20 protein-coding genes are annotated in these 19404 nt (G+C 72.9%); 13 read left to right on the top strand and 7 right to left on the bottom strand.

Translation table 11 applies throughout. The annotated features are described in order from the left end of the window. Window positions 1–117 precede the first annotated feature (117 nt). The 4 genes from kduI (at window position 118) to FHS22_RS19355 (ending at window position 2798) form a co-directional block, all read left to right on the top strand. Window positions 118–924, top strand: coding sequence for a 5-dehydro-4-deoxy-D-glucuronate isomerase (gene kduI / locus FHS22_RS19370; RefSeq protein WP_184943580.1), 807 nt, complete (start codon window positions 118–120; stop codon window positions 922–924). Continuing rightward, window positions 924–1679: an SDR family oxidoreductase gene (locus FHS22_RS19365; protein ID WP_260408072.1), complete on the top strand. Its 756-nt coding sequence runs from the start codon at window positions 924–926 to the stop codon at window positions 1677–1679. Before kduI ends, FHS22_RS19365 begins: the two co-directional genes overlap by 1 nt. A gap of 17 nt (window positions 1680–1696) precedes the next feature. After that, window positions 1697–2461: an IclR family transcriptional regulator gene (locus FHS22_RS19360; protein ID WP_184943579.1), complete on the top strand. Its 765-nt coding sequence runs from the start codon at window positions 1697–1699 to the stop codon at window positions 2459–2461. A gap of 151 nt (window positions 2462–2612) precedes the next feature. Then, window positions 2613–2798: a tautomerase family protein gene (locus FHS22_RS19355; RefSeq protein WP_184943577.1), complete on the top strand. Its 186-nt coding sequence runs from the start codon at window positions 2613–2615 to the stop codon at window positions 2796–2798. Between the two features lie 74 nt (window positions 2799–2872). Here the strand turns inward: FHS22_RS19355 and FHS22_RS19350 are convergent, their stop codons facing one another. After that, the gene (locus FHS22_RS19350) at window positions 2873–4369 is read right to left on the bottom strand and encodes a sodium:solute symporter family protein (protein WP_184943575.1); all 1497 of its coding nucleotides are present in this window, start codon (window positions 4367–4369) and stop codon (window positions 2873–2875) included. Window positions 4370–4599: 230 nt separating this feature from the next. On the opposite strand from FHS22_RS19350, the gene FHS22_RS38975 reads away from it, so the two are divergent. The 7 genes from FHS22_RS38975 to FHS22_RS19315 all read left to right on the top strand — a co-directional run bounded on the left by FHS22_RS38975 (window position 4600) and on the right by FHS22_RS19315 (window position 12694). Then, window positions 4600–5880 carry a pectate lyase gene (locus tag FHS22_RS38975; protein WP_184943573.1) on the top strand — a complete coding sequence of 427 codons (1281 nt, stop codon included), beginning with the start codon at window positions 4600–4602 and terminating at the stop codon, window positions 5878–5880. A gap of 138 nt (window positions 5881–6018) precedes the next feature. Next, on the top strand, window positions 6019–8574 hold the full coding sequence (locus tag FHS22_RS19340; RefSeq protein ID WP_184943571.1) for a DNA translocase FtsK: 2556 nt from the start codon (window positions 6019–6021) through the stop codon (window positions 8572–8574). Window positions 8575–8652: 78 nt separating this feature from the next. Next, on the top strand, window positions 8653–9447 hold the full coding sequence (locus FHS22_RS19335; RefSeq protein ID WP_184943569.1) for a helix-turn-helix domain-containing protein: 795 nt from the start codon (window positions 8653–8655) through the stop codon (window positions 9445–9447). A gap of 82 nt (window positions 9448–9529) precedes the next feature. After that, window positions 9530–10939 (top strand): 30S ribosomal protein S12 methylthiotransferase RimO, encoded by a 1410-nt coding sequence (gene rimO / locus FHS22_RS19330; RefSeq protein ID WP_184943567.1) that lies wholly within the window; start codon window positions 9530–9532, stop codon window positions 10937–10939. A 25-nt stretch (window positions 10940–10964) separates the two neighbouring features. Continuing rightward, window positions 10965–11573: a CDP-diacylglycerol--glycerol-3-phosphate 3-phosphatidyltransferase gene (gene pgsA, locus FHS22_RS19325; RefSeq protein WP_184943566.1), complete on the top strand. Its 609-nt coding sequence runs from the start codon at window positions 10965–10967 to the stop codon at window positions 11571–11573. Beyond that, window positions 11570–12091, top strand: a complete 522-nt coding sequence (locus FHS22_RS19320) for a CinA family protein (protein ID WP_184943564.1) — start codon at window positions 11570–11572, stop codon at window positions 12089–12091. The genes pgsA and FHS22_RS19320 overlap by 4 nt, the downstream gene beginning before the upstream one ends. A 207-nt stretch (window positions 12092–12298) precedes the next feature. Beyond that, window positions 12299–12694, top strand: a complete 396-nt coding sequence (locus FHS22_RS19315; protein WP_184943563.1) for a helix-turn-helix domain-containing protein — start codon at window positions 12299–12301, stop codon at window positions 12692–12694. A 99-nt stretch (window positions 12695–12793) separates the two neighbouring features. On the opposite strand, the gene FHS22_RS19310 is transcribed toward FHS22_RS19315, so the two are convergent. Beyond that, on the bottom strand, window positions 12794–13573 hold the full coding sequence (locus tag FHS22_RS19310; protein ID WP_184943562.1) for an Fpg/Nei family DNA glycosylase: 780 nt from the start codon (window positions 13571–13573) through the stop codon (window positions 12794–12796). Between the two features lie 67 nt (window positions 13574–13640). Further along, window positions 13641–14090 carry an RrF2 family transcriptional regulator gene (locus tag FHS22_RS19305; RefSeq protein WP_184943561.1) on the bottom strand — a complete coding sequence of 150 codons (450 nt, stop codon included), beginning with the start codon at window positions 14088–14090 and terminating at the stop codon, window positions 13641–13643. Between the two features lie 186 nt (window positions 14091–14276). Between FHS22_RS19305 and FHS22_RS19300 the strand changes: the two genes are divergently transcribed. Then, window positions 14277–15455, top strand: coding sequence for an ROK family transcriptional regulator (locus tag FHS22_RS19300; protein WP_184943560.1), 1179 nt, complete (start codon window positions 14277–14279; stop codon window positions 15453–15455). Between the two features lie 5 nt (window positions 15456–15460). Here FHS22_RS19300 and FHS22_RS19295 read toward each other — a convergent pair whose 3' ends face one another. The 4 genes from FHS22_RS19295 to FHS22_RS19280 all read right to left on the bottom strand — a co-directional run bounded on the left by FHS22_RS19295 (window position 15461) and on the right by FHS22_RS19280 (window position 18975). Continuing rightward, complete coding sequence (locus tag FHS22_RS19295) at window positions 15461–17098, bottom strand: glycoside hydrolase family 3 protein (protein WP_184943559.1); 1638 nt, start codon at window positions 17096–17098, stop codon at window positions 15461–15463. Window positions 17099–17369: 271 nt separating this feature from the next. Further along, window positions 17370–17903, bottom strand: a complete 534-nt coding sequence (locus FHS22_RS19290) for a MauE/DoxX family redox-associated membrane protein (RefSeq protein WP_184943558.1) — start codon at window positions 17901–17903, stop codon at window positions 17370–17372. A 56-nt stretch (window positions 17904–17959) separates the two neighbouring features. After that, the gene (locus FHS22_RS19285) at window positions 17960–18436 is read right to left on the bottom strand and encodes a S26 family signal peptidase (RefSeq protein WP_221473816.1); all 477 of its coding nucleotides are present in this window, start codon (window positions 18434–18436) and stop codon (window positions 17960–17962) included. Beyond that, on the bottom strand, window positions 18433–18975 hold the full coding sequence (locus FHS22_RS19280; protein WP_184943557.1) for a peroxiredoxin family protein: 543 nt from the start codon (window positions 18973–18975) through the stop codon (window positions 18433–18435). The genes FHS22_RS19285 and FHS22_RS19280 overlap by 4 nt, the downstream gene beginning before the upstream one ends. A 164-nt stretch (window positions 18976–19139) precedes the next feature. On the opposite strand from FHS22_RS19280, the gene FHS22_RS19275 reads away from it, so the two are divergent. After that, entirely contained in the window at window positions 19140–19316 is a 177-nt protein-coding gene (locus FHS22_RS19275; protein ID WP_184943556.1) for a hypothetical protein, read from the top strand. Window positions 19317–19404 lie beyond the last annotated feature (88 nt).

Genomic DNA, 19404 nt, shown 5'->3' with positions numbered 1-19404 from the left:
GCGGCGGTCTCTCCCTTCCCGTCCCTTCCGGCCGATGCGCCGGAGGGGGCGCCGATGTATGCTCCTGTTGTTCCATATAGCGAATTTCAATTTCATGTAACAGGACAGGAGGGTCGTATGGAGGTACGGCACGCCACGGCGCCGGACCAGGTCCCGGGGGCGACGACCGAGTGGCTGCGCGCCCGGTTCCTGGTGGAGGACCTGTTCGCCCCCGGCGAGGTACGGCTGGTCTACTCGCACGAGGACAGGATGGTGGTGGGCGGGGCGGTCGGCCCGGCGCGCCTGCCGAGCCCGGCCCCGCTGCGCGCGGACCGCTTCCTGGACCGGCGCGAGCTGGGGGTGGTCAACGTGGGGGACGGGACGGGCACGGTCACCGTGGACGGCGCGCCGTACGAGCTGGCGCCGAAGGAGTGCCTCTATGTCGGCAGGGGAAGCCGGGAGGTGGACTTCGGCGGCGGGGCGTTCTCCCTCGTCTCCACGCCTGCGCACGCCGCGCACCCGACGGCCCTGAGCACGCTGGCCGACGCCGAGCCGGTACGGCTGGGCGGCCGGGAGGGCGCCGACGAGCGCACGATCTACAAGCACGTCCACGCCGGGGGAGTGCGGAGCTGCCAGCTCGTGCTCGGCGTGACCGTCCTGGAGCCCGGCAGCATGTGGAACACCATGCCCTGCCACACCCACGAGCGCAGGACCGAGGTCTACTTCTACTTCGGCCTGCCCGCCGGGCAGCGGGTGATCCATCTGATGGGCCGTCCCGACGAGACCCGCAACCTGGTGGTCGCCGACCGCCAGGCGGTCATCTCACCGCCGTGGTCGGTGCACTGCGGCTTCGGCACGCGCAGCTACTCCTTCGTCTGGGCCATGGGCGGGGAGAACCAGGCCTACGACGACATGGAGCCGGTCGAGATCGGCGAGCTGCGCTGATGGCTCGGGCCGCGGGGATGTTCTCGCTGGCGGGCCGGACCGCGCTCGTCACCGGGGCCCGGACCGGGATCGGCCGGGCGATCGCGGTGGGCCTGGCGGAGGCCGGGGCCGACCTGGTGCTGCACGGGCGCGTCGACGACCTGGACGGGGTCGAGGCCGAGGTGCGCAAGGCCGGCGGGCAGGCCTCCCGGTGGGTCCTCGACCTGTCGGACCCCGCGCGGATCCCGGAGGCGGCGCGGCGGCTGGGCCCGGTCGACGTGCTGGTCAACAACGCCGGGATCATCCGCAGGGCGCCCGCGGCCGGGCACCCGTACGCCGACTTCCGGCAGGTGCTCGACGTCAACCTCGACGCGGTCTTCCTGCTCAGCCAGGCGGTCGGCGCGCGGATGCTGGCCCGGGGCTCCGGGAAGATCATCATGATCGCCTCGATGCTCTCCTTCCAGGGCGGCGTCAACGTGCCGGGCTACACCGCGGCCAAGCACGCGGTCGCCGGGCTGACCAGGGCGCTGGCGTGCGAGTGGGCCGGAGGAGGGGTCCAGGTCAACGCGATCGCCCCCGGCTACATCGCGACCGCCAACACCGAGCGGCTCCGGGCGGACCCGGCGCGGGAGACCGAGATCTCCGGGCGCATCCCGGCGGGCAGGTGGGGCGTGCCCGAGGACCTCGTGGGGGCGGCGGTCTTCCTGGCCTCCGGGGCCTCCGACTACGTCAACGGGCACGTGCTGGCGGTGGACGGGGGCTGGTTGGCGCGCTGACCAGTAGGCTCGTCGGCGTGGCAAGGGAAGGCAGTTCCATCGACAAGGCGCTGACGGTGCTGGAGGCGATCGCCGAGCACCATCGCGTCACCGACATCGCCGCCGCGACGGGGGTCTCCAAGTCGACCGTCCACCGGATCCTCCAGTCGCTGGTGGAGTGGGGGTTCGCCCGGACGGACGGGAACGGCGGCTATGAGCCGGGTCCCCGCATCCTCACCCTGGCCGGTCGGGTGATGAACCGGTTCGACCCGGCCAGCCAGGCCGCCGGGGCGCTGACCGCGCTGCACGAGCGGATCGGCTTCACCACCCACTTCGCGATCCGCAGCGGGGACGAGGCGGTCTACGTCACCAAGCTCGAAGGCCGCCGGCCGTACCAGATGCCCTCGCGTGTCGGGATGAGCCTGCGCCTGCACTGCACCGCGATCGGCAAGGCGATCCTGGCCCAGCTCCCGGCCGACGAGATCCGCGCCGTCTGCGCGCGCACCGGGCTGCCCGCCCGGACCCCCACGACCCTGACCACCGTCGAGGACCTCCTGGCCCACCTCGCCGGGGTGCGGGCCCAGGGCTACGCGTTCGACGACGAGGAGAACCTGCCGGAGATCCTGTGCGTCGGAGCCCCGGTCTTCGACCACACGGGCCGGGTCTTCGGCGGGATCTCCGTCTCCGCGCTCAAGATGGACATGACCCACGAAGGGCTGGAGCGCCTGGCCCCCGAGGTCGTGGCCACCGCGCGCGAGGTCTCCATCGCCCTGGGAGCCCCCTTCTCGCCGGCCGGCCGCTGACCCCGCCGCGGCCGCGAGGCCGCCGGGTGCCTGCGGCCGCCGGGGCGGGTGAGGACTCCCGTGAGGTGGCCGGTACGGCGCCATGCCCCTCTTGTTTCATGTAATGGAATATGGTCTCATGTTATGCAACATAAGGACGTTGGAGGACGGCATGCCGAACATCACTGTCGAGTTGCTTTCCGGGCGCACCCTCGACCAGCGCCGGGACTTCGTCGCCGCGGTCACCGATGCCGCCGTCGACGTGCTGAAGGCCCGCCGGGAGGCGGTGCGGATCGTCTTCACCGAGATCGAGAAGCCGGATGTGGCCAACGGCGGCGTCCTGGAGTCCGACAGGTAGGCGTGCCCCGGCGCCCGGGACGCGGGCGGGCGCGGGGTGAGGGGGCCGGCCGCCGCCGGCCCCCTTCCGCGCGTTCAGGCGCGGGCCGTGGCCCGCTCCGGTTCCGGGTCGGTGTCCAGGGAGGCGATCAGGGCGTCCCGGTCCGGGCCGCCCTCGGGCTTCAGCAGCCCGATCGCGACGTAGAGGACCAGTGAGGTGACCAGCGGGACGCCCACCACCATCGCGGTGTCCTTGGACTCGATGATCCATTTGACGTACGCCCACACGCCCAGGCCCGCGGCCCAGGAGGCGATCGCGGCGGTCGGGCCGCTCCGCCTGAACCAGGGCAGCAGGCCCAGCATCAGCGGGATCGAGATCGGCCCCATGGTGGCCGCGACCAGATCCACGACGATCTTCAGGACGACGCCCTGCCCCTCGGTCGAGATCGCGATGACCATGCTGATCAGCACGAAGGCGAACGTGGTCACCCGGGCGAAGGTCAGCTCCGCCCGCGCCGACAGCTCCCGCACCCGGCGGACGATCACCGGGGCGATGTCCCGGGTGATGACCGAGGAGATCACGTTGGCGTCGGAGGCGACCATGGCCATGGTGTGGGAGAAGAACCCGGCCAGGACCAGGCCGATCACCCCCTGCGGGAGCAGGGTCTGCGCCAGCCGTACGTAGGCCTCCTCGGCGTCGGCCAGGCCGGGCACGATGAGCGGGGCGGCGAACATCGGGATGAACAGGATCAGCGGCCAGACCACCCAGAGCACGCTGGACAGCAGTGCCGAGCGCCGCGCGGCCGAACCGGAGGGCGAGGCCATGTAGCGCTGGGCGAGGTTCCACATGCCGCCGTTGTACTCGAAGGTCTTGATGAAGAGCAGGGCCAGGAAGAACGTCACGGTGTACGGCCCGGCGAACGGGTCCCCGTGCCCCTCCGGAAGCCTGTCCCACATGGTCCACAGCGTCGCGACGCCGTCCAGGTGGGCCATGATCGCGATGAACATGGCGATGCCCGCGAAGCCCTGGATGACGAACTGCCCGAAGTCGGTCAGGACGTCGGCCCAGAGGCCGCCCGCGGTGATGTAGACCAGGGTGACCGCGCCGGTGATCAGGATGCCCCACGCGACGGGGATGCCGGCGAAGCCCCGGAGCAGCACCGCGATCGCCACCCACTTGGCCGCGATGTCCACCACCTTCAGCAGCGCGCCGCTGTAGGCCAGCACCTGCTGGGTGGGCAGGTCGTAGCGCCGGGCGAGGTACTCCAGGGGGGAGGCCACGCCGTGCTTGGAGCGCAGCCGGTTCCACCGGGCCGCCCAGACGAACGCGCCGATGCCGACGCCGACGCCGATGGTCAGCGCCCACCAGACGTACATGGCCAGGCCGTAGTTGTAGGCGACGGCCGCGAACGCCACGAACATGATCGCGCTGTAGCCCGACATGTGGTGCGAGATGCCGGACAGCCACCAGGGGATCCGCCCTCCGGCGGTGAAGAAGTCGATCACGTTCCTGACGCGGTTCTTCGACCAGATGCCGATGCCGACCATCACGAGGAAGTACGCGCCCAGAACGGACCAGTCGAGTACGGACATGGTCTCTCCTCCCAACGTCCCGTTTGGGAAGGAGGTTCTATTACATGGAACGCTATGTCAATACATAGGACGGAAGGCGCTTTCCGGAATCGGCTGATTCTTCGCTGTCCGCTGTTCCGTGTGACGAGATCATGCTCTACGGTGTGGAGCGGTCTTTCCGGTCAAACCGATATTTCAGGTATGTACGACCCAAAGGAGGATGAGGAGTGTTACGCGATATCGCGACCCGTATGCGCGCCGTCGTGTGCGCGGCGGCGGCCCTTGCGGGCGCCGCGCTCGCCGCGGCTCCGGCCGCGGCGTCCGCGATCGCCCCGGCGGTCGGCTCGTATACGATTGTTAACGCTAACAGCGGGCTCTGTCTGGAAGTGCCCTCGGCCGGCACCGCGGAGGGCGTCCAGCTCGTCCAGCAGCCCTGCGGCCGGTCCGGCCAGACGTGGACGGTGTCGAACGCCTCCGGCGGCCGGCGCCTCACCGCGGCCCACAGCGGCAAGTGCGCCGGGATCTCGGGTGACAGCACCTCGGCGGGCAAGGCCGTCACGCAGCAGACCTGCAGAGCGGGAACTTTCCACACCTGGGAGCTGGAGCCCGTCAGCGGCTCGCTCTACCGGGTGGCCAACGCCGGCAGCGGCAAGTGCCTCAACGTCAAGGACGGCTCCAAGGCCGCCGGCGCGCCGGTCCAGCAGAACTCCTGCGACACGGCGGCCGGCAAGCGCTGGACGCTGAAGGCGGCCGGGTCCGGCTCCACTCCGGCCCCGGCGCCCACCGCCACCCCGACGGCCAAGCCCACCGCCACCCCGGCGCCCACGTCGGCCCCGGCCGCGCCGCCCGGCTGGCCCACCGCCGCCGGCCGGCAGCCCGTCACCGCCACCATCCCCGTCAGCGGCGTCCGCGACGGCGGCATGAAGCGCTACCACGGCTCCGGCGCGCTGGGCAGCGACGGGCAGAGCGAGAGCCAGGGCCCGCTGTTCCAGCTGGCCGACGGCGCCACGCTGCAGAACGTCATCCTGGGCGCCCCCGCGGCCGACGGCGTCCACTGCCTGGGCACCTGCACGCTCAAGAACGTCTGGTGGGAGGACGTCGGCGAGGACGCCGCGACCTTCAAGGGCACCGCGGCCTCCCAGACGATGACCGTCGACGGCGGCGGCGCCCGCAAGGCCTCCGACAAGGTCTTCCAGCACAACGGGCCCGGCACCTTCGTCATCAGGAACTTCCAGCTCACCGACTTCGGCAAGCTGTACCGCTCCTGCGGCAACTGCTCCAAGCAGCACACGCGCCACGTCGTCGTCTCCAACGTGCAGATCACCGTGCCGGGCAAGTCCCTGGTCGGGATCAACGCCAACTACGGGGACACCGCGAAGCTGTCGGGGATCACCATCATCGGCGACTCCAGCAGGAAGGTCGCGATCTGCGACAGGTACAAGGGCGTGACCAGCGGTGAGCCGTCCAAGACCGGCAGCGGCGCCGACGGCGTGAACTGCGTCTACACCGCCTCGGCCATCACCTACAGGTAACCGGGCCGCCGGCGCGTCCCGGCGGGCCGCCCGCCGCGGGCGCGCCCCGCGGCCGTCCCTCCCCGGCCCGAGCGCCCGGGAGGGACGCTCCCGGCGAGCCTCCGACGGCTCCCAGGCCTCGATCGTTAGCCTTCTACCATGGCCACCCGTACGTCTAAAGGCGCCTCAGGTAAAACTCCGGCCAAGGGAGCCCCCGGCCGGTCGAGGCCCGCCCCCGCCGGTACGGCCGCCGCCAAGCGGGCGCCCGCCGCCCGCCCGAAGGCCGCGGCCCCGCGGCGCCGTCCGGCCGGGTCCCAGCCCGACCCGCTCGGCTGGGTCTTCACCATGATCGGCAAGCTGTTCGTGGGGATCTGGATGCTGTTCGCCGGGGGCATCGGCAGCGCGGCGCGGGCGCTGGGGCAGAACGCGCGGGAACTCGATCCGGTGCACCGCCGCGACGGCCTCGGCCTGGCCGTGATCGCCGGCGCGATCGTGCTGGCGGCGATGACCTGGCGGACCCCCACGGGCACGGTCTCCGAAGTGGTCAACGTCGTCATGCGCGGCGTCTTCGGCGTGCTGACCTGGGTGATCCCGCTGCTGCTCACGCTGCTGGCCTGGCGGCTGCTGCGCCACCCCGACCAGAGCACCGACACCGGCCGGATGATGATCGGGTGGTCCGCCCTGACGATCGGCGTGCTGGGCGTCGTGCATGTCGCGAACGGCACGCCGTACCCGTCGGGCGGGGCCTCCGACGGCATGGACAAGGTGTCGGCGGCGGGCGGCATGATCGGATTCATCGTCTCCGCGCCCCCGGACAGCATCCTGCCGGTCTTCATCACGATCCCGCTGCTGCTGCTCCTGTCGGGGTTCGGCGTGCTGGTGATCACCGCCACCCCGGTGCACCGGGTCCCCGAGCGGCTGGCCGAGATCAGGCACATGATCTTCACCCGGGACGCCCCGGCCGTCCCCCGCACGCCCCGCGCGCCGGCCAGGCGGCCGGCCCGGAAGAAGCCCGCCGGATCCGGGGAGCCCGGCGACCCCGTCGGAGGCGACGGCGTCAAGCCGTACGACACGCCGGTGATCGCCGAGACGCCGGGCAGGCTCGCCGACCACTCCCCGGAGATCGTGCCGGGCCTGGTCGCGGAGGACCCGGCCGCGGAGGAGCAGGGGGTCCCGGCCCGCAGGCCGGAGCCGCCCGAGCCGACCCCGGCGCCGCGCAAGGTCGAGCAGCTCGTGCTCTCCCCGCAGGCGGGGCCGTACACCCTGCCCGCCCCCCAGCTGCTCCGGCCGGGCAGCGCGCCCAAGCCGCAGACCAAGGCCAACACGGTCGTGGTCAACGCGCTGACCAGCGTGCTGGAGCAGTTCGCGATCGACGCGCAGGTGATCGGCTTCACCCGGGGGCCGACGGTGACGCGCTACGAGATCGAGCTCGGCCCGGCGGTCAAGGTCGAGAAGGTCACGGCGCTCACCAAGAACATCGCCTACGCGGTCAAATCGGCCGACGTCCGCATCCTCTCCCCGATCCCCGGCAGGTCGGCGATCGGCGTGGAGATCCCCAACACCGACAAGGACCTCGTCTCCCTGGGCGACATCCTGCGCTCGCAGGTGGCCCAGGCCGACCACCATCCGATGATCGTCGGGCTCGGCAAGGACGTGGAGGGCCGCACGATCGTGGCCAACCTGGCCAAGATGCCGCACCTGCTCATCGCGGGCGCCACCGGCGCCGGCAAGTCGGTCTGCGTCAACGGCCTGATCTCCTCGATCCTGATGCGCGCCACGCCGGACGAGGTCCGCATGGTGCTGGTCGACCCCAAGCGGGTGGAGCTCAGCGTCTACGAGGGCATCCCGCACCTCATCACGCCGATCATCACCAATCCCAAGAAGGCCGCCGAGGCGCTGGAGTGGGTGGTGGGCGAGATGGACCGCCGCTACGACGACCTGGCGGCCAGCGGGTTCCGGCACGTGGACGACTTCAACAAGGCGGTGCGCGCGGGCAAGCTCGTGCCGCCGCCCGGCAGCGAGCGGGTCTACCAGCCCTACCCCTACCTGCTGGTGATCGTGGACGAGCTGGCCGACCTGATGATGGTCGCCCCGCGCGACGTCGAGGACTCCATCGTCCGCATCACCCAGCTCGCCCGCGCCGCCGGCATCCACCTGGTGATCGCCACCCAGCGCCCGTCGGTGGACGTGGTCACCGGCCTGATCAAGGCCAACGTGCCCTCGCGCCTGGCGTTCGCGACCTCCAGCCTCGCCGACAGCCGGGTCATCCTGGACCAGCCGGGCGCCGAGAAGCTCGTCGGCCAGGGCGACGCGCTCTTCCTGCCGATGGGTGCGAGCAAGCCCATGCGGCTGCAGAACGCCTTCGTCTCCGAGAAGGAGATCACGGAGATCGTCGCGCACTGCAAGGACCAGATGGCGGCCGAGTACCGCCCCGACGTCACGGCCGCCGCCACCGCCAAGAAGGAGATCGACGAGGAGATCGGAGACGACCTCGACCTGCTGGTCCAGGCGGCCGAGCTGATCGTGACCACCCAGTTCGGCTCCACCTCCATGCTCCAGCGCAAGCTGCGCGTGGGCTTCGCCAAGGCGGGCCGCCTGATGGACCTGCTGGAGAGCCGGAACGTGGTCGGCCCGAGCGAGGGTTCGAAGGCGCGCGAGGTCATGGTCAAACCCGACGAGCTCCCGGGCCTCCTGGCCGACCTGCGCGGAGAGTGACACCCCCCTCACCCGCTCCCGGACATTACTGGTTGAATGGGACCCATTACGCAGCGTCGGTAGCGGGGGAGGCGTGCAGTGGGGAACGAGGAGACCTCCGGGCAGGAGGGCGGCAGGAGCATCGGGGCCACTCTGGCGGAGGCCCGCCGGGCGGCGGGGCTGACCGTCGAGCAGCTGAGCGCGCGCTCGCGCGTGCGCGACACACTGATCAAAGCGATCGAGCGGGACGAGTTCTCGCTGTGCGGGGGCGACTTCTACGCGCGGGGGCACATCCGCAACCTGGCCAAGCTCGTCGGCCTCGACGCCGAGGCCGTGGTGCACGAGTTCGACCAGCTGCACGGGGGCGTGCCGCTCCCGGTGCGGGCCGCCGCGGTGTTCCAGGCGGAGCGGCCGCTGAAGATCCGCCAGCGCCGCTCGCCCAACTGGGCGATGGCCATGGCGGTCGCACTGGCCGTCATCGTCGTGTTCGGCGTGGTGAGGACCATGGGCGGGGCCGGCGACACCCCCACGGCGGAGGTCCGGTCGGTCTCGGCGCCGCCCGCCTCTCCGTCCACCTCCATCGTCAAGGCGCCCGAGCCGGAGAAGCGGGAGGCCTCACTGGCCGGGGCGGCGGACGGCACGGTCGTGTTCCGGGTGAGGGCGGAGCGCTCCTCGCGGCTCGACGTCAGGGACGCGAAAGGCCGCCGCCTGTTCTCCGGCACGCTGAAGGCGGGTAAAACCTCCGTATGGAAGGCGAAGACCGGGGTGCGGGTCACCTTCGGCGACGGGGGAGCGGTCTCCCTGCAGGTGAACGGGAGGAATCTCGGTGCTCCGGGACGCCCCGGGCAGAGTCTCAAGCGCTTCTACGGGGCCGCCACGGCCTCCGGGAGGTAGTCCGCGGGGAGGGCGGGGAGGGGGCCGGAGCGGGGGGAGGTGCACCGGGTAGTGGCCAACTCCCGATACCGTAGGGTTCACCATGTCATCCCGCCGAACCGCATCGCTGATCACACTGGGCTGCGCGCGCAACGAGGTCGACTCCGAGGAGCTCGCCGCGCGGCTTGAGGCTGCCGGCTGGCAGCTCGGCGACGACGACCCCGATGTCATCGTCGTCAACACCTGTGGCTTCATCGACTCAGCGAAAAAGGACTCCATCGACACGCTGCTCGCCGCGGCCGACTCCGGCGCCAAGGTGGTCGCCGCGGGCTGCATGGCCGAGCGCTACGGCGACCAGCTCGCCGAGGCGCTGCCGGAGGCGGCGGCCGTGGTCTCCTTCGACGACTACACCGAGATCGGCGCGCGCCTGGACGACGTGCTGGAGGGCCGCCCGCTCGTCCCGCACAGCCCGCGCGACCGCAGGACGCTGCTGCCCATCTCGCCGGTCGAGCGGGCCGCCGCGCCCAGGACCGCCATCCCCGGCCACGGAGAGCTGCCCGAAGGGCTGGCCCCGGCCAGCGGCCCCAGGCCGCTGCGCAAACGCCTGGGCGACGGGCCGGTGGCCTCGCTGAAGCTGGCCTCCGGCTGCGACCGGCGCTGCACGTTCTGCGCCATCCCGGCCTTCCGCGGCGCCTACGTCTCGCGCGGCCCGGAGGAGCTCCTGGGCGAGGCCGCGTGGCTGGCCGGAGAGGGCGTCAAGGAGCTCGTGCTGGTCAGCGAGAACTCCACCTCCTACGGCAAGGACCTCGGCGACCTGCGGGCGCTGGAGAAGCTGCTGCCCGCCCTGGCCGCGGTCGAGGGGATCGAGCGGGTGCGGGTCAGCTACCTGCAGCCCGCCGAGCTCCGTCCCGGCCTGCTGGAGATGATCGCCCGGACCGACGGCGTGGCGCCGTACTTCGACCTGTCCTTCCAGCACGCCAGCGGCTCGGTGCTGCGCCGGATGCGCCGCTTCGGCGACCCCAGGCGCTTCCTCGGCCTGCTGGAGGGCGTCCGGGCCGCCGCCCCCGAGGCCGGGGTGCGCTCCAACTTCATCGTGGGCTTCCCCGGCGAGACGGAGGAGGAGTTCGCCGAGCTGGTCGACTTCCTGCAGGAGGCCAGGCTCGACGTGATCGGCGTCTTCGGCTACTCCGACGAGGAGGGCACCGAGGCCGCGACGCTGCCCGGCAAGCTCGACCAGGAGACCGTGGACGCCCGCGTGGCCGCCCTCACCGAGCTGGCCGAGGAGCTCATGGCCCAGCGGGCCGAGGAGCGGATCGGCACCGAGGTGGACGTCCTCATCGAGGAGGACCTCGGCGACGGCGGCTACGAGGGACGGGCCGCCCACCAGGGGCCCGAGGTCGACGGGTGCGTCACGGTGCAGGGCATCGGCCTGGTCCCCGGCCAGATCGTCCGGGCCGTCGTCGTCGACTCCGAGGGAGTCGACCTGATCGCCCGTATCAAGGCCGCGCCATGAGCGCACCCCCGGGGCGGGAGAGCGTATGACCAACACGCCGGAGACCGGCACCGACGCGACGCCGACGACCGCGGGCCCCAAGGTGAGCGCGTGGAACATCGCCAACATCGTGACGGTGCTGCGACTGGCGATGGTCCCGTTCTTCGTGGTCTGCCTCTTCCTGCCGGGCACCGGCTGGCGGATCACCGCGCTGGCGGTCTTCCTGGCCGCCTCCCTCACCGACCTGCTCGACGGCGAACTGGCCCGCCGCTACGGCCTGATCACCGACTTCGGGAAGATCGCCGACCCGATCGCCGACAAGGCGCTCATCGGCGCCGCGCTCGTCAGCCTCTCGATCCTGGGGGAGCTGACGTGGTGGGCCACCGCCGTGATCATCTTCAGGGAGGCCGCCGTCACCCTGCTGCGCTTCGCGGTCATCCGGCACGGGGTGATCCCGGCCAGTTACGGCGGCAAGGTGAAGACCGTCCTGCAGATCTTCGCCATCACCTGCTACATGTGGCCGGGCGTGCCCGAGCCGGTCCGGTGGGCCGCCATGGGCGCGGCGGTCCTCGTGACCGTCGGCACCGGGGTGGACTACGTGGTCCGGGCGGTCAAGCTGCGGCAGGTGGCCAAGCGGGCGAGGGCCGGCCGATGAGCACCGAGCGGCCGGACGGCCGGGACCCGGCGCCCGCCGCCCGGGTGCTCTCGCTGCTCGTCGGCCGGGGCGAGACGGTGGCGGTGGCCGAGTCGCTGACGGCCGGGTCGATCGGCGCGGCGCTGACCGGCCCCCCGGGAGCCTCGGCGGCCTTCGTGGGCGGGGTGATCTCCTACGCCACCGAGCTCAAGCGCCGCCTGCTGGACGTCCCCGCCGACCTGCTGGAACGCGAGGGCGCCGTGCACCCTCAGGTCGCGGCGGCCATGGCGGACGGCGTGCGGGAGCTCACCGGCTCCACCTACGGCCTGGCGGCCACCGGCGTGGCCGGACCCGACCCGCAGGACGGCAGACCGGTCGGTACGGTGCACCTGGCCGTTAGCGGGCCCGGCGGGCGGGTATGGCACCGGGAACTGCACCTGAGCGGGGCTCGTGAGGAGATCCGCCGGTGGACCGTGAACGAGGCGGTGGATCTGCTCGGGGATGTTCTGGAGCGGAACTCTGGGGAACATTCAGGGTGATTACCGCGTTACGTCCCCAGCGAACATGCTCACCACGGTCTGCCGCGGTGTCGGTGGATGCGGGTACGGTGGATCTGTGAGTGAGGGCAGCGTCAAGCGATGATGACGGCGAGGCGAATGTACGAAGGGTCGCGTTCGAAGAACGGGCGGTACGAACCGGCCGCGCGGAACGTCGTGAAGGCGTCCGCGCCGGGGAGGGAGCGACAGATGGTCCTGCTGCGTCAGCTGCTCGGTGACGTGCTGCGGCGGCTGCGGGTGCGGCAGGGTCGCACCTTGCGTGAGGTCTCCACACTGGCACGGGTCTCCCTCGGCTATCTTTCCGAGGTGGAACGCGGCCAGAAGGAGGCGTCGTCCGAGCTGCTCGCGTCGATCTGCGGCGCCCTGGGCGTGCCGCTGTCCCAGGTGCTGCGTGAGGTGTCCGACCAGTTCGCGCTGGCCGAGCTCCAGCACGCTCCGGTGCTCGCCGACGTTCCCGAGCGGGAGCGCCTGCCGATCCCCGAGACCGTGCCCGGCTCCCTTCCGGAGGACGCGTTCGACGGCTTCCGGGCGGTCGTCCCGCCCATCGAGCACACTCCCGAGGTCAAGGACATGGTCGCCGCCTGACCTGACCACCGCCACGGCCGCCCGCCGCAACCGCCATCTGGCCATCGCCGCCGTCGGCGCCTGGCCGGAGGCGCCCGGCCGCCGCGCCTCCTGGCGCCCCTAGCCGGGCTGGCAGCGGCGGCACCAGTAGATCAGCCGTTCCTGCGGCTGCGCCCCCATCTCCCCGCGGCCGATCCGGCCGCCGCAGCGCAGGCAGGGCCGTCCCGCCCGCCCGTAGACCCACATTCCCCGCCCCGGTCTCGGGTCCCCGGTGGTCGTCCGCTCCGGCCGCTCCTTGTTCGCCTCCAGCAGCCCGCGCGCGAGCTCCACGACCCTTTCCACGTCGCCGGCCTCCCCCACCGGCCGCCACGGCGAGATCCCCGCGAGGAACAGCGTCTCGGCCCGGTAGATGGTGCCGATCCCGGCCAGGGCGCGCTGATCGAGCAGCGCCTCCCCGATGCTCCGCCCGGGGTTCTCCAGCAGCCGGCGGGCGGCCTTCTGCGGGTCCCAGTCCGGTCCCAGCGGGTCGGGACCGAGGTGTCCGACGACCCGGTGCTCGTCGTCCGTCGCCAGCAGGTCGACCATGCCCAGCCGTACGCCCACCGCCTGCCACTCGGCGTTGGCGAGGACCAGCCGGACCAGGTCGCCCCCGGGCGTCCGGCGGCCCGCGGGGGCGACGTTCCAGGCGCCGTCCATCCGCAGGTGGGTGTGGACGGTCAGGCCGCCCTCGACGCGGGTGAGCAGGTGTTTGCCCCGGGAGGCGGTCTCCAGCACGGTCCGGCCGGTGAGGTCGGCGGTGGCGTGGCGGGGCACGCGGAAGTCGGAGCGGTTGAGGGGCCGGCCGTCGAGCGCCCGGCCGAGCCGCCTCGCGGTCCGGTAGACGACGTCACCCTCGGGCATGGGCCCAGGGTATCCCGGTCACCCGGGCGGGGTCCGGGATCCCCGGAGCCCGTCCCGGGTGGCGGGGTCAGTCCCAGGCGGCGGGGTCGGCGGCGAGCTGGCGGACCCGCTGCGGGAGCGCGCCGGTGGCCACGCTGTCGAGCGTGACCTCCTCGAGGATGGCCCGTTCGCTGGCGCGCAGCGCGATCCAGACCTGCTGCAGCGACTCGGCGGGCCCCCGGTAGCCGACGTGCTCGGGACGCTCTCCCCGCACGTTGGCCAGCGGGCCGTCCACGGCGCGGATCACGTCGGCGAGGGTGATCTCGGTGGCGGGACGGGCCAGCACGTAACCGCCCTCCGGGCCGCGCTGGCCGCGGACCAGGCCGGCGCGGCGCATCTGGAGCAGGATGTTCTCCAGGTACTTGGGCGGCATGCCCTGCTCCTCGGCGAGCTCGCCCACGGTGGTTGGGCCGTCACCGGCGGCGGCGAGTTCGGCGGCGGCGCGCAGGGCATAGTCGACACGGGCGGATAGGCGCATACGATCGATTATCCCGGCTCCGGCCGACCACTCGGACGCGGGCTCCCACCAGGACGGGAGCGCTCCCATGGAGGCCTTTGCGAGCTCTGCGCCCACGCTAAACTTCAGCGAGCTTCGTTAATCGACAGAATCGTTATTCTGCCTGGATGTAATGGCGACGGGGAACGGCGAACAGAGAGCATGCGTATGGAGCGACGTCCTGGCGTGCCCAGGCTGCTGCGGGAGATCAACGACAGGGCCGCTCTGGAGCTGCTGCTCGCCTCAGGGCCGCTGACCCGGGGACAGATCGGGGAGCTCACCGGCCTGTCCAAGGTGACGGCCTCGCAGACCCTGGCCCGGCTGGAGGAGCGGGGCCTGGTCGAGGTGGCCGGTGAGCAGGCGGGCGGGAGAGGACCCAACGCGGCCCTCTACGGCGTCGTCTCCTCCTCCGCCTACGTGGCGGGGCTGGACGTCGGCCCGGAGTTCGTGACCACCGCCGTCGCCGACATCCGCGGACGCATCGTCGCCGAGGCGACGGTCGCGCCCGACGAGCACGACGACCCGGTCGCGGTCGTGCACAACGCGGTGGTCAAGGCGTGCCGTTCGGCCAAGGTCGCACTCTCCAAGCTGCGGGCGGTGGTGATCGGCACGCCGGGCGTGGTCGACCCGCGCACCGGCGACGTGCGCTTCTCCTTCGACCTGCCGGGCTGGCACGAGGGCATCCACGAGGCGCTCGCCCGCGACCTGCGCCGCGATGTGAAGATCGAGAACGACGTGAACCTGGTCGCGGTCGCCGAGCGCACCCTGGGTGCCGCGCGGGACGCCGACGACTTCGTGCTGCTCTGGGTGGGCCGGGGCATCGGCCTCGGAGTCGTGCTCGGCGGGCGGCTGCACCGCGGCCGGTCCGGCAGCGCGGGCGAGATCGGCTACCTGCCGGTGCCGGGGGTGCCGCTGGCCGGGGACGTGCGGGCCGTTCCCGGGCGGCTGCCGTCGCTCGCCGGAGGCCTGCAGTCGCTGGTGAGCGCCGAGGCGGTGACCGAGCTCGCCGCCTCGTACGGCTTCGCCGGGCGGAGCGCGGCCGAGTACGTGGCGGCCGCGGTCGAGGCGGGCGAGCGCGGCCGGCCCCTGCTGGACGACATCGCGGGGAGGCTGGCGCTGGGCGTGGCCTCGGTGTGCGTGGTGCTCGACCCCGGCCTGGTCGTGCTCGCCGGCGAGGTCAGCCAGGCGGGCGGGAGCATGCTCACGGGGCGGATCGAGGAGGCCGTGGCCCGGATCTGCCCGGTCCGCCCGCAGGTGGTGGCCAGCGAGGTGGACGGGAACCCGGTGCTGCGCGGGGCCGTCCTCGCGGCCCTGGAGCAGGCCCGCGAGGAGATCTTCGCCTCCTGACGTCCTCAGGCGGGAGCCGGTTCCGGCAGGACCGCTCCGGCCAGCAGTTCGGCCGCGGCCTGCCCCGACACGGCTGTCGCGCCGTGGGTGACGACGTGCGTGCCGCCGCGGGCGCGTCCTCCGGGGAGCCCCATCTCCACCACGACCGTGTCGGGGCGCCGGGCGAGCACGGCGTCGAGCAGGGCCGCCACCCAGCTGTGCCGGTGCGCGTCCCGCACCACGAGCACCAGCGGCCGGTCCGCGGGGATCTCCAGGACGTCCGGCGCGATCGGCGCGTCGGGGCCCTCGGGGAACAGGTCCGCCTCCCCGATGCGGACCGCGGTGGTGCCCGGCAGCAGCGCCGACAGCGGGGCGGCCACACCCCACGGGGTGAGGGGGTCGATGGCGATGTTCGTGGTGGAGGCGACCTCGACGACGTGGGGCGCGCCCGCGAGCGGCAGACCCGCGCCGGTCACCCGCAGGGCGCGCCGGGCGGCGGTCAGGCCGGGGCCCGGCGAGGCGGGGACGGGCGGGACGGGACCGCGGTCTGCCGGTGCGGCGACGTCCGCGGGAGAGGCCGGGCGCGGGGAACCGGCGTGGAGGAGCGCGGTGGGGCGGCTCGGGGCGGGAGGCGCTCCGGCGCGGTCGCTCCCGAGCCGCTCGGCGGACCAGGCGGCCAGGCGGCGGACGCGGGAGGCGGCCTCCGCCAGGCGCTCCTCGGGCAGGGTGCCGTCCACCACGGCCGCCACGATGGCGTTGCGGATGAAGCCGACGACGCCGGGGCCCTTGCGTTCGCCGCCGACGCAGATCGCGTCGGCGCCCGCCGCGAGGGCGCGGACGGCCGCGCCGGTCACGCCGTACCGGTCGGCGACCGCCGGCATCTCCACCCCGTCGGTCACGATCAGCCCGTCGAAGCCCAGCTCCTCGCGGAGCAGCCCGACCAGGATGCGGCCGCTCATCGTGGCGGGGGAGTCGGGGTCGTAGGCCGGGACGAGCAGGTGGCCGGTCATCACCGCCTGCACCCCGGCCTCGACGGCGGCCCGGTAGGGCGGCAGGGCGGTGGCGGCCAGTTCCTCCGCGGAGCAGGACACCACCGGCAGACCGTGGTGGGAGTCCGTCGCCGTCGCCCCGTGACCGGGGAAGTGCTTGGCGCAGGCGGCCACTCCGGCGGACTGCAGGCCGGTGATCCAGGCACGGGTGTGCCTGGCGACCAGCCGGGGGTCGTCGCCGAAGGCCCGGGTGCCCACCACGGGGTTGTCGAGGTCGGAGTTGACGTCGACGACGGGCGCGTAGTTCAGCGTGACGCCCGCCGCCGCCAGATCCAGGCCGACGTCGCGGGCGACACGCTCGGTCAGCGCGCAGTCGTCCACCGCGCCGAGCGCCAGGTTCCCCGGACGGGAACCGCCGGTCAGCACCTCCAGCCGGGTGACGTCGCCCGCCTCCTCGTCGGTGGCGATCACCACGTCCGGGTTCTCCGCGCGCAGCGCCGCGGTCAGCGTCCTGAGCTGATCGCCGTCCACGATGTTGCGGGAGTAGAGCGCCACTCCGCCCAGGCCCTCGGCCAGGCGCCCGCGCAGCCACCCGGGGACCTCGGTCCCCACGAACCCGGGCTGCAGTACGGTGGCGGCGAGTCTGGCCAGTTCGGGGCTTGCGCTCCTGGACATGGTCATGGGGTGCCTCTCGGTCGGTGGTTCAGGCGGCGCATCGGACGACGCGCCGGATCGGCGGGTCAGCGGCTCGGCGTCGAGGCGGCGCCGCATACGGCGAGGTGAACGGAGCTCTCGGGACGCCGGATCGGCGGGGCCATCCCCACCACGATAGCTTCGGAAGATCGACAACGTGGAGCCGCGTCGGTTCCGCCCGGACGGGCTCACCGGAGATCCCCCACCGCGACGCGACCCCCCGGACTGCCGTCCAGGCGGTGAGGCGTCGTGATCAGGCGCGGGGAGCCGCGGTGAACAGGTCGGCGATGTCGTCGAACCGTACGACGAGCACCGCCAGGAGGCCGGCCGCCGTCAGGGCGACGGCCGCTCCGCCCGGGTGGACCGGCTGGGGGTCTCCCGACGCCGTTGCGGTGCCACCGACGACGGCGGCGATCAGCAGGACCGCGTTGCGGACCAGATGCCTGCGCCCCAGCGGAGCGGAGGACGGGCCGAAGCACCGGCACGGCACGGTGCTCCTCCTGCGGACGCCCAGCTCGATGCCGACGCTGAGAGCCAGGAGCAGGACGGCCGCCAGCACATGACCCGCGGGTCTCGTGCCGGGGAACAGGAGGAGCGGCGGGATCAGGACCTCCGCCATGACGATCAGGGCCGCGGCCGCACGGGTCAGCTCCGCGGGCAGGAGCCGCATGCCGCGCATGGAGTCCGAGAAGGACGCGAAGGCCGCCCGGCCGCGGACCTTGCTCCACGCCGAGACGGTGAACGCCAGTGCCAGCAGCGCGCTGCAGGAGATGACCGGATACGTCATGGCGGCCATGGTGCGGCAGGCCGCTCCACAGCCGCCATACGTCGGCCGGCGGCCCCTCAGCGGCTGAGTCTGCGGGTGACCACTCCCACGAGGTACTCGGCGGGTATCGGCCCGAGCTGGCGTGAGTCGATGCTCTGGTCGGGGTTGTCCCCCAGGACGAGCAGGCATCCGGGGGGAACCGTGCCGCCGGGGTCGAGTTTCACGCCGGGGCCGAGCCCGGAGGGGACGGGGTCGCCGGCCAGGGCGGCCAGCCGTTTGATCGTGTAGATCCGGCCGTCCTCCCGGACGGCCTCCGGAGGGAGCGGCAGCCAGGTGCCCGGTCCGGCGGGGTGGCGCAGCACCGCGATGGCGCCGGGCGCGGCTCGGTCCGCCGGGACGCGCCGGACCAGCACCCGCTCACCCGGCCGGAGGGTCGGGAGCATGCTGTAGCCGTCGACGGTGACGACGAGCAGCCGTCGGCGCAGGACCAGCAGGAGGACGCCGGCCGGAACGGCGGTGCACGCGGCGGCGAGCAGTACCGCGGGAAGGGTCACCGGCGCGCCCCGGGCCGGACGGGCGCGGAGGTGAGGACCGTGAGGTCGGACCCGGTCGCGGCGATGACACCCCGCTCGTCCAGCAGGCACATGGCGGGGAAACCGCGGACGCCGAAGGCCTCGGCCACGGAGCCGCCCGCGGGTTCCACGACGACCAGGCAGGACTCCTCCAGCACCGCGCTCATGGGCCCGGCCTCGCCGACCACGACCGCCAGGGCGTTCAGCTCGGGGCGGGCGACCGCCTGCCGGGCGAATCGCGGCGCCTCCTCCCGGCAGGGTTCGCAGCCGACGTCGAAGAACGCGATCACGGCGGGGAGGGGGAGGAAGTCGGAGTCGACCGGCCCGCCCGTCGTGCTGAGCGCGGTGAACGACGGCATGGCCGAACCGACCGGGGGGAGGCCGAGGCTGAAGGGGACGGCGGCGGCCTGGGGCAGCAGCCGTTCGTGTTCGCGCAGCCGGCGGACGACCCCCAGCAGGAGCAGCATGTTCGCCGAGCAGAGCAGGCCGACGAGGATGACGGCGGCGGTGAGGTAGGGCATCGGGATCGCCTCCTGGACCGTACGGTGTGCCGCCCCACACTGCGCCGGGCTGCTCCACGCGCGCTACACACCGCGGCCCGCCGCGGGCGCATGGGGTTTGCGGAGGAGCCCGGCGCAGCCTTGGGAGGCGAGACCGTCCGGTAGACCAGAGAACGGAGAAGGTGATGAAGCGCGTTTTCGAGCGATTCAGTGACATGCTGCTGGCCCGTGTCGTCCCGGCCGAGCGGGCCGCCGCCGGCGGCTGCTACCCGTGCGGAGGGGCCTGGCAGGGCGCCTACGTACGGTGCGTGACCGACTGGAAGACGGGCAAGCAGTACTGCTCGGGCTGCGGAAGCTGCTGACGTCACGTCGGTGCCGCTCCCGCCCGGAGTCCCGGGCGGGAGCGGTCCTGCCGGGAGACGGGTCAGGCGGACCCGTTCTCCGGATGGT

The sequence above is a fragment of the Thiemannella venezuelensis genome (genome assembly GCF_014203605.1).
Classification (GTDB): domain Bacteria; phylum Actinomycetota; class Actinomycetes; order Streptosporangiales; family Streptosporangiaceae; genus Planomonospora_A; species Planomonospora_A venezuelensis.
Note: the sequence above shows the minus strand (reverse complement) of the source record. Positions and strands in the feature narration are given on the sequence as shown.

What these genes read in the sequence shown, in the direction of transcription:
- pgsA (WP_184943566.1), top strand. Translation starts at nt 10,965, where the DNA reads ATGACCAACACGCCGGAGACCGGCACCGACGCGACGCCGACGACCGCG.
- FHS22_RS19300 (WP_184943560.1), top strand. Translation starts at nt 14,277, where the DNA reads ATGGAGCGACGTCCTGGCGTGCCCAGGCTGCTGCGGGAGATCAACGAC.
- FHS22_RS38975 (WP_184943573.1), top strand. Translation starts at nt 4,600, where the DNA reads ATGCGCGCCGTCGTGTGCGCGGCGGCGGCCCTTGCGGGCGCCGCGCTC.
- FHS22_RS19290 (WP_184943558.1), bottom strand. Translation starts at nt 17,903, where the DNA reads ATGACGTATCCGGTCATCTCCTGCAGCGCGCTGCTGGCACTGGCGTTC.
- FHS22_RS19320 (WP_184943564.1), top strand. Translation starts at nt 11,570, where the DNA reads ATGAGCACCGAGCGGCCGGACGGCCGGGACCCGGCGCCCGCCGCCCGG.
- kduI (WP_184943580.1), top strand. Translation starts at nt 118, where the DNA reads ATGGAGGTACGGCACGCCACGGCGCCGGACCAGGTCCCGGGGGCGACG.
- FHS22_RS19365 (WP_260408072.1), top strand. Translation starts at nt 924, where the DNA reads ATGGCTCGGGCCGCGGGGATGTTCTCGCTGGCGGGCCGGACCGCGCTC.
- FHS22_RS19340 (WP_184943571.1), top strand. Translation starts at nt 6,019, where the DNA reads ATGGCCACCCGTACGTCTAAAGGCGCCTCAGGTAAAACTCCGGCCAAG.
- FHS22_RS19295 (WP_184943559.1), bottom strand. Translation starts at nt 17,098, where the DNA reads ATGTCCAGGAGCGCAAGCCCCGAACTGGCCAGACTCGCCGCCACCGTA.
- FHS22_RS19305 (WP_184943561.1), bottom strand. Translation starts at nt 14,090, where the DNA reads ATGCGCCTATCCGCCCGTGTCGACTATGCCCTGCGCGCCGCCGCCGAA.
- rimO (WP_184943567.1), top strand. Translation starts at nt 9,530, where the DNA reads ATGTCATCCCGCCGAACCGCATCGCTGATCACACTGGGCTGCGCGCGC.
- FHS22_RS19280 (WP_184943557.1), bottom strand. Translation starts at nt 18,975, where the DNA reads ATGCCCTACCTCACCGCCGCCGTCATCCTCGTCGGCCTGCTCTGCTCG.
- FHS22_RS19315 (WP_184943563.1), top strand. Translation starts at nt 12,299, where the DNA reads ATGGTCCTGCTGCGTCAGCTGCTCGGTGACGTGCTGCGGCGGCTGCGG.
- FHS22_RS19350 (WP_184943575.1), bottom strand. Translation starts at nt 4,369, where the DNA reads ATGTCCGTACTCGACTGGTCCGTTCTGGGCGCGTACTTCCTCGTGATG.
- FHS22_RS19310 (WP_184943562.1), bottom strand. Translation starts at nt 13,573, where the DNA reads ATGCCCGAGGGTGACGTCGTCTACCGGACCGCGAGGCGGCTCGGCCGG.
- FHS22_RS19355 (WP_184943577.1), top strand. Translation starts at nt 2,613, where the DNA reads ATGCCGAACATCACTGTCGAGTTGCTTTCCGGGCGCACCCTCGACCAG.
- FHS22_RS19275 (WP_184943556.1), top strand. Translation starts at nt 19,140, where the DNA reads ATGAAGCGCGTTTTCGAGCGATTCAGTGACATGCTGCTGGCCCGTGTC.